Origin of the sequence: Corallococcus sp. CA053C, from assembly GCF_003611675.1 — a bacterium.
GTDB lineage: Bacteria > Myxococcota > Myxococcia > Myxococcales > Myxococcaceae > Corallococcus.
In genome coordinates, this window is sequence record NZ_RAWA01000466.1 from 1 (window position 1) to 6990 (window position 6990).

At 72.9% G+C, this 6990-nt stretch carries 9 protein-coding genes; 5 read left to right on the plus strand and 4 right to left on the minus strand.

Annotation, left to right across the window (positions count from 1 at the left end; all coding sequences use genetic code 11):
- On the minus strand, positions 1–951 hold a 951-nt coding region (locus D7V97_RS37430), incomplete at its 3' end, for an SDR family NAD(P)-dependent oxidoreductase (RefSeq protein WP_120615394.1).
- Positions 952–1216: 265 nt separating this feature from the next.
- On the opposite strand from D7V97_RS37430, the gene D7V97_RS37435 reads away from it, so the two are divergent.
- The 3 genes from D7V97_RS37435 to D7V97_RS37445 are packed head-to-tail and all read left to right on the plus strand — an operon-like array spanning position 1217 to position 3203.
- The gene (locus tag D7V97_RS37435; RefSeq protein ID WP_158623533.1) at positions 1217–2233 is read left to right on the plus strand and encodes a radical SAM/SPASM domain-containing protein; all 1017 of its coding nucleotides are present in this window, start codon (positions 1217–1219) and stop codon (positions 2231–2233) included.
- Positions 2230–3018: a hypothetical protein gene (locus D7V97_RS37440; protein WP_120615396.1), complete on the plus strand. Its 789-nt coding sequence runs from the start codon at positions 2230–2232 to the stop codon at positions 3016–3018. The genes D7V97_RS37435 and D7V97_RS37440 overlap by 4 nt, the downstream gene beginning before the upstream one ends.
- On the plus strand, positions 3015–3203 hold the full coding sequence (locus tag D7V97_RS37445) for a hypothetical protein (protein ID WP_120615397.1): 189 nt from the start codon (positions 3015–3017) through the stop codon (positions 3201–3203). The genes D7V97_RS37440 and D7V97_RS37445 overlap by 4 nt, the downstream gene beginning before the upstream one ends.
- A gap of 7 nt (positions 3204–3210) precedes the next feature.
- Here the strand turns inward: D7V97_RS37445 and D7V97_RS37450 are convergent, their stop codons facing one another.
- From D7V97_RS37450 to D7V97_RS37460, 3 genes are all read right to left on the minus strand, one after another.
- Positions 3211–3822 (minus strand): TIGR02265 family protein, encoded by a 612-nt coding sequence (locus tag D7V97_RS37450; protein ID WP_120615398.1) that lies wholly within the window; start codon positions 3820–3822, stop codon positions 3211–3213.
- Between the two features lie 103 nt (positions 3823–3925).
- On the minus strand, positions 3926–4321 hold the full coding sequence (locus D7V97_RS44965) for a response regulator (RefSeq protein WP_158623534.1): 396 nt from the start codon (positions 4319–4321) through the stop codon (positions 3926–3928).
- Between the two features lie 223 nt (positions 4322–4544).
- Positions 4545–5156 (minus strand): molybdenum cofactor guanylyltransferase, encoded by a 612-nt coding sequence (locus D7V97_RS37460; protein ID WP_120615400.1) that lies wholly within the window; start codon positions 5154–5156, stop codon positions 4545–4547.
- Positions 5157–5327: 171 nt separating this feature from the next.
- Here D7V97_RS37460 and glp point away from each other — a divergent pair, with 171 nt between their 5' ends.
- Entirely contained in the window at positions 5328–6581 is a 1254-nt protein-coding gene (gene glp, locus D7V97_RS37465; protein ID WP_120615401.1) for a gephyrin-like molybdotransferase Glp, read from the plus strand.
- Positions 6578–6990 (plus strand): molybdopterin-guanine dinucleotide biosynthesis protein B (gene mobB, locus D7V97_RS37470; protein ID WP_120615402.1); only part of this gene is annotated, 413 nt, incomplete at its 3' end. The genes glp and mobB, both read left to right, overlap by 4 nt.

Below are 6990 nucleotides of genomic sequence, written 5' to 3' on the forward strand. Positions count from 1 at the left end.
CAACACGCCCCCCGCCAGCGCCGCGATTCCCAACGTCGCCGTGAAGCGCAGCCACACGGGCGTCGGGGGCACGCTGCCCCGGGGCCCCACCCCTTCCGCCACCGGGGCGAAGAGGTTGCCCTCGGGCCGGTGCAGCGGGGTGCCCGTCGTCTGCATCCGCTCGCCGTAGCGGCCCAGCAGCGCCTTGCCCACCGACGGCGCCACGGCGTTGAGCCACAGCATCAACCGCCCCTGGAGGAACGCCGGCACCGACGTGCGCCCCGGCCGCCGCGCCAGCCGCACCACCGCGCGCGCCACCAGGTCCACGTCGTACGTGGGCGGCACCGGCACGGGCTTCTTCCCGAGCATCGTCGGCGCGTGGTCGAACATCGGCGTGGACACCGACGGCACCAGCACGTTGGACACCTGGATGCCCGTGCCGGCCAGCTCCAGCTCCAGCGACCGCGCCCACCCCAGCGTCGCGTGCTTCGCAGCCGCGTACGCAGACAAGAGCGGCGCCGACCCCGCGGACAGCATGGACTGGATGTTGAGCAGGTGGCCGTAACCCTGCTTCCGGAAGTGCGGCAGCACCGCGCGCGCGAAGCGGAAGTAGCCGAAGCACGCCACGTCGAACACGCGCGTGATGTGCTCCCACGGGAGCTGGTCGAAGTGGCCGTAGGACTGCACCGCCGCCGCGTTGACCAGCACGTCCACGCGGCCGTAGTGCGCCACGCACTCGCGCACCACGCGCTCCACGTCCTCCTGCACCGTCACGTCGCCTTCGCACACCCGGCACTCGCCGCCGCGCTGGAGCACCTCCGCGCGCAATTGCTCCAGGGCGGAGCGGCGCCGAGCGGTGACACACAGCTTCACCCCGGCCTCCGCGAGCCGCAGCGCGGACTGCCAGCCCACGCCGCTCGATGCTCCCGTGACGATGGCGACTTGTCCCTTCAGGTCCTCGTGGCGTGCCATGCGCGCGTGCGCCTCCCGCCCCTTCAGGTGGGCCTTCCCAGCCAGCGCGGCACGCGGGAAGCGGTCGAAATCTCCCGACCGTCCCTCCCTCGCCCGGTCGCCCTCCATGCCGGGAGCGGGGCGCGCGCAGGCCCTCCGCACGCCCTCTTGCGAACCCGCTTCCCACGACCGGACGGGGGGCCCGCCCATGCCAGACTCCGCCGTCCGAAGCGTCAGGTCCTGGCCCCAGGCCGCGTCCGCGTCGCGGCTTGGAGCCTGGAGGCCCATGTCGTCCCCTGAATCCGCCCTCTCCGCCGTGCCCGTCCCCGCGCCCTTCGCGCACCTGCGCCGCTTCCCGCTGGACGGAGCGCTGCTGCTGTTCGACCGCGACACCGGCACCAACGTGCGCTGCGAAGGAGAAGAGACGGCACACCTGCGCGCCCGCGCCCCCCGGGCCCTCCAGTTCGGCATCACCAACCGCTGCAACCTCGCCTGCACCTTCTGCTCGCGCGACCTGGAAGCGAAGAGCGACTGGACGGCGGACAGCGCCTTCGACGTGCTCTCTGGCCTCGCGGACGCGGGCGTGCTGGAGGTCGCCTTCGGCGGCGGTGAACCCTGGGCCTTCCCCCACTTCGAGACGCTGGTGGCCCGGCTGTACGACGAGACCCCGCTCGCGGTGAGCTTCACCACCAACGGCCTCGCCCTCACCCCCAGGCGGCTGGCCGCCGTGCGCGGCCGGTACGGCCAGGTGCGCGTCTCCCTCTACGACGACAACGACTGGCGCGGCACGGTGGGGAGGCTCGCGGACGCGGGGGCGCGCTTCGGCGTGAACTACCTGATGACGCCGGAGCGGCTGCCCTCGCTCGAAGCGGTGGTGCTGGAGCTGGTGGCGCTGGGCTGCCGCGACGTGCTGCTGCTCAGCTACAACGGCCACGACCGCGCGCTGCACCTGGACGCGGCCGAGGCCCGCGACCTGTCGCGCCGCGTGGCGGTGCTCGCGCGGGCGCTCGGGTCGCGCTGCCAGTTGAAGCTCGACGTGTGCTGGGGCGAGCGGCTGGAGGGCGTCCCCCGCCTCTTCGACAAGCAGGACTGCGGCGCGGGCCGCGAGTTCCTCGTCATCACCTCCGACCGCAAGGTGATGCCGTGCAGCTTCCACCACCTCGCCTTCCCGGTGACGTCCGCCCGGGACGTGATGGACGTGTGGCACGGCCAGCGCGAGCGGCTGGCCTCCGCGTCCACCCTGCCCGGCTGCGCGCGCACGCCGGGCCATGGCCTGTCCTCCCTGTCAGGAGCCGCCTCATGAAGATCCACGTCTGGAACGCCTTCGCCAGCAACAACAGCGGCAGCTACACGGTGGTGGGCGCCTTCGAGGACGCGGAGACCGCCGCGAGCGTCGCCGCGGAGCTGTCCCAACTCTCCGCCGCGCACCAGGCCTGGATCCAGGCCAGTGATCAGACGGGGACCGACAGCGCGCCCCTGGAGGACTTCGCCGCACGCCACGGACTCGGGGCCCCTCGCGACACCGACTCCGACAACGGGTCCTACGACGACGCGCTCCGGGTCTGGACCCTGGGCCACCAGGTGTTCCTGCACGCCCCCTGCGCCCTCGCCCTCCCGAACCTCTACGGCGCGTTCATCTACAAGCGGGGCGGCCACGTGGAGACCACGGTGGAGCACGCGCACCACCCGCTGGTGAACGTCTTCGAGCTGTCGATCCCGTACAAGGTCCGCGAGGGCCTGGACATCCGCACCCGGACCGTGGAGCTGTTGGAGGCGCTCCACGCGGACGACGGGCCGCTCGTGCAGTGCGTCCCCGCGGAGCCCCACGTCGCCTGGCGGATGCGCGGCGCGAAAGAGCACCTGGGCGCGGACCTGACGGTGGGCGTGATCTTCAGAGACCTGGTGGAGGGCTTCACCGCCGTGGAGGCCCTCGCGCGCGCACACAGCTTCCAGGTCCACGTGAAGCTCTTCGAGTCCTGGCGCACGGACACGGATCCGCTGGCGTTCCTGCGCCCCTGCTCACCGCCCCTGAAGGCGCCGCGCTACGACGTCGTGCTGACGGACCTGGCACGACGCCCCTGGAGGTGACGAAGCTCATCGCGGAGCTGCGGCGGGAGCACGAGGACGCAGCGCGATGGGTGTACGACCCCCTGCCCGCGGTGCTGGTGCGCCTGCGGCCCCTGCGCGTCGCGGAGGCCATGGCCAGCCGCCTCCGCCGCCAGGGCGCCACCGTGGAGCTGCGGCCGTCGGAGCTGCGGCCGTCGGAGCCGTGAGGCCGCTTCAGCTCCAGGCGATGTCGTAGACGGCTTCCACGAGCGCCAGCGCGCGGCCCTGCACCTGCACGTCATGCACGCCGGTGACCTCCAGGGCCGCCCGCAGGATGCCCTCCGTGTAGGGCACCGGCATCAGCGTGCGCGTCATGGAGATGCGACCCGACGTCGGGCTCGTCCACTCCACGGTGCGCTCGCCGAAGTTCAGGGCCATCCGGTAGCCCGCCTGCATCAACTCCATCAGGCGCTTCGGGTCTCCGCCGGCCTGCTGCACCACCTCCCGGGCGAACATGGAGTGCAGGAAGTCCAGCATCGCCTGGGTGCCAATCTGGCGCATGGCGGATTCGAAGTCGCCCACCTGCGGCGCCAGCTGCCACGCCGCCGCGTAGGACAGGCGCAGGAAGCGGGGGAAGGGATAGGGCTGCGTGGGGACGTAGTCCGCCTTCTCGTCCGCCTGATCCAGCACCCGCGCCACCGCCTCCTCTCCCCCCAGGAAGCGCACCGCGTCCAGCACGCCCAGGAAGAACATGCCCCGGGACGTGTCCTGCTCGGTGGTGGCGCCCAGGCGGGCCGTCAGGTCGCGTGCGATGTCCTCTGGAAGCTCCAGTGTTCCGCGCGGCATCCGTCGTCCTTTGAGTGGGCAGGGAGGGAGCCTGCCGGGCCGGACACCATTCCACAGGTTCCCCGCCACCGCGAGTCCCCTGCGTGTCGTCATGACACATGTTTCAGGACGTGATGGGTTCTCCCGGGCCGGTCTTGGGCGAGGGCAGGAAGCGCTGCACCATCTCCAGCAACTGGCTCACCGACACCGGCTTGCGCAGGTAGGCCACCGCGCCTTCGGGACGGAACGGACTGCCGGACAGCACGACGATGGGCACGTCCACCAACAGGCGCTCCTGTGACAGCCGCAGGAGGAAGGATTGGCCGTCCATCACCGGCATCATCAGGTCCAGCAGCACCAGGTCCGGACGCTCATGGCACGTGAGCCACGCCCACGCGTCCTCGCCGTGCACGCATTGCTCGACGCGGTAGCCTTCCATCTCCAGCAACGTACTGACCGCGTCTCGAATGTCTTCCTCATCCTCGATCAAGAGGATCAAGGGCGCACTGACTGACGACATGCAGGTCTCCACTCGCTCCCCGCCACACGTGAACGCCATCGTGGCCTCTGGCCTCCCCCCGAGGACCGGAGGGTAGGTGCCGTCCGTTGAAAGCGGGAGTGGCGCGGGCAGCGAGAAGGGACAAGGAGCGTGCCAACCCCTCTCAGTTGCATCGGGGGTTCTCATCCCGGGTCGCAGCCCTGTCACAACGTCCGGTTTCGGACACGCGCTTCGAGCGCAGCCCCTACGCTGGGGGCAACCCCACCCCATATCGCGCCAGGTCCTCCGGCGTGTTCACGTTCGCGAGCGCGCGCAGCTCCGGATCCACCGCGCGCAACGCGGCCTCCGGCAACGTCCGCGTGCGCAACCGCGACAGCACCCGCCGCAGCGACGGGTCCTCCGCCAGCGCCGCACCCCACCGCGTCACCAGCGCCGCGCGGTAGCTCGCGAGCAGCGGCTCCCACCGTCCTTCGCGCTCGAAGCACACTGCGTCCACGTCCTCCGCGCGCGCGTCCAGCACCACGCGCGCCGCGGCCTCCGTGACGAACGGCATGTCACACGCCACCGCGAACACCCACGGCGTGCGCGCCGCGCCCAATGCCGCGTGCACGCCCCCCGGCGCGCCCTTGCCCGGCACCGCGTCCGCCACCGTGCGCACCCCGAAGCGCGCGTAGGGCTCCGGCACGTTCGCCACCAGCAGCACGTCCCCGAAGCGCGGCGCGAGCTCCAGCAGCCGCTCCAGCACCGTGCGCCCATCCACCGTCAGCAGCCCCTTGGCCACGCCGCCCAGCCGGGTGCCCTGCCCGCCTGCCAGGATGCTCAGCGTCACGTCGGGAAAGGTCGCGGCTCCATCCATCTCCCCGCGACCCTACACAGCTTTCCCTGCATCCAGGCCTCGTCCCAGCGCCTGGGATGGCGGGGCACCCCGGAGGTTCCGCCTGACTCGGGAGGGAGGGAGCAGCCGCGTTCCCACGCCCCCCCGTGGACAAGCGCCGCACGCCCGGGCGTAGAGTCGCGCCTCCGACGCATGCCGCTGACTCCCCTCCCCGCAGCGCGAATGGCCGCGCTCGAAGCCCTCGCGCCCTCGGCCCCCACGCCGCTTCCGTTGCTGGAAGCCCACGGGCGGTTCCTCGCGGCCCGCGTCGTGGCCTCGCGCGCGCTGCCCGGCTGTGACAACTCCGCCATGGATGGCTGGGCCGTGCGCGCCGAGGAGACCCGCGGCGCGCAGCGCGACCGCCCCGCGCGCCTGCGCATCGTCGACACCGTCTACGCCGGCCACCTTCCCCGCCGCGCCCTCCAGCCCGGCGAGGCCGCGCGCATCTTCACCGGCGCCCCCCTCTCCCCGGGCGCGGATGCCGTCGTCCGCCAGGAGGCCGCGCGCCCCACCGACGACGGCGGCCACGTGGACCTCTTCATCTCCGTCCTGCCCGGCCACGACCTGCGCCGAGCCGGAGAAGAGGTGATGCCGGGCGCCCCGCTGTTCCCCGCTGGCCAGCGCGTGGACGCCACCGTGCTCGGCGTGCTCGCGTCGCTGGGCGAGTCCACCGTCCTCGTGCGCCCCGCGCCGCGCGTGGCCGTCCTCGCCACCGGTGACGAACTCGTCGCGCCGGGCCAGCCCGCGCTGCCCCACCAGGTCTTCGAGAGCAACCGCATCCTCGTGGCCGCGCTCGCCCGCGAGGCCGGCGCGGACGTCACGCACCTGGCCCGCTCGCGCGATGACGAACAGGAGCTGCTCGCGCACCTGGAGCGGCTGGCGCCCCAGGTGGACGTGCTCATCACCACCGGCGGCGCGTCCGTGGGGGACCGCGACTGCGTGAAGCGCGTGCTCACCCAGATGGGCGCGCGCTTCCTCGTGGATGGCGTGGCCCTCAAGCCCGGCAAGCCCGTGGCCGTGGCCCGCCTGGGCACCACCGCCGTCGTCGTGCTGCCCGGCAACCCCGGCGCCGCCACCGTCGCGTTTGATCAATTCGCGCGCCCGCTCCTCTTCAAGCACCAGGGCGTGCTCGAACAGCGCCGCGTCGTGCGGGCCCGGCTCTCCGAAGGCCGCCACAAGCAGGCGGGCCTCACGTACCTCGTCACCGTCGCCGCGCTCGAAGCCCGCGACGACGGCCCCGAACCCTGGGCCCGCCTGCGCCCCCAGGGCTCAGGGCAGATTCTGCAGAACGTCGCCGCCCGGGGCTGGGCCGTGCTGCCCGCGGGCCGCGCCGACTTCGCCGCGGGCGACTCCGTGGACGTGCAGCTCTTCGATGCGCCGGACTTCCAGTCCGTGGAGGCCGCGTGAAGCCGCCGCCCACGCTCGGCATCATCGGCTGGTCCGGCGCCGGCAAGACGACGCTCCTGGAGCGGGTCGTCCCGGAGCTGGCGTCGCGCGGCCTGCGCGTGGCCTGCGTGAAGCACTCGTCGGAGGATCATCCGCTCCACCGCGCCGGCAGCGACACCGCGCGGATCCGGAGCGCGGGCGCGGCGCTCGTCGGCTTCGCCACGCCGGACGGCACGCAGCTCACCACCTCCGAAGCCCTGTCCCCCGCGCACCTCGCCCGCTACGCGGACGCCGTGGACCTGGTGCTCGTGGAGGGCTGGAAGGACGGGCCGCTGCCGAAGCTGGAGGTGTGGCGCGAGGGCCTGGGCCCGCCGCTCGCCGCGTCCCGCTCCCACGTGCTCGCGGTGGTGACGGACGCGCCCACCCTCCC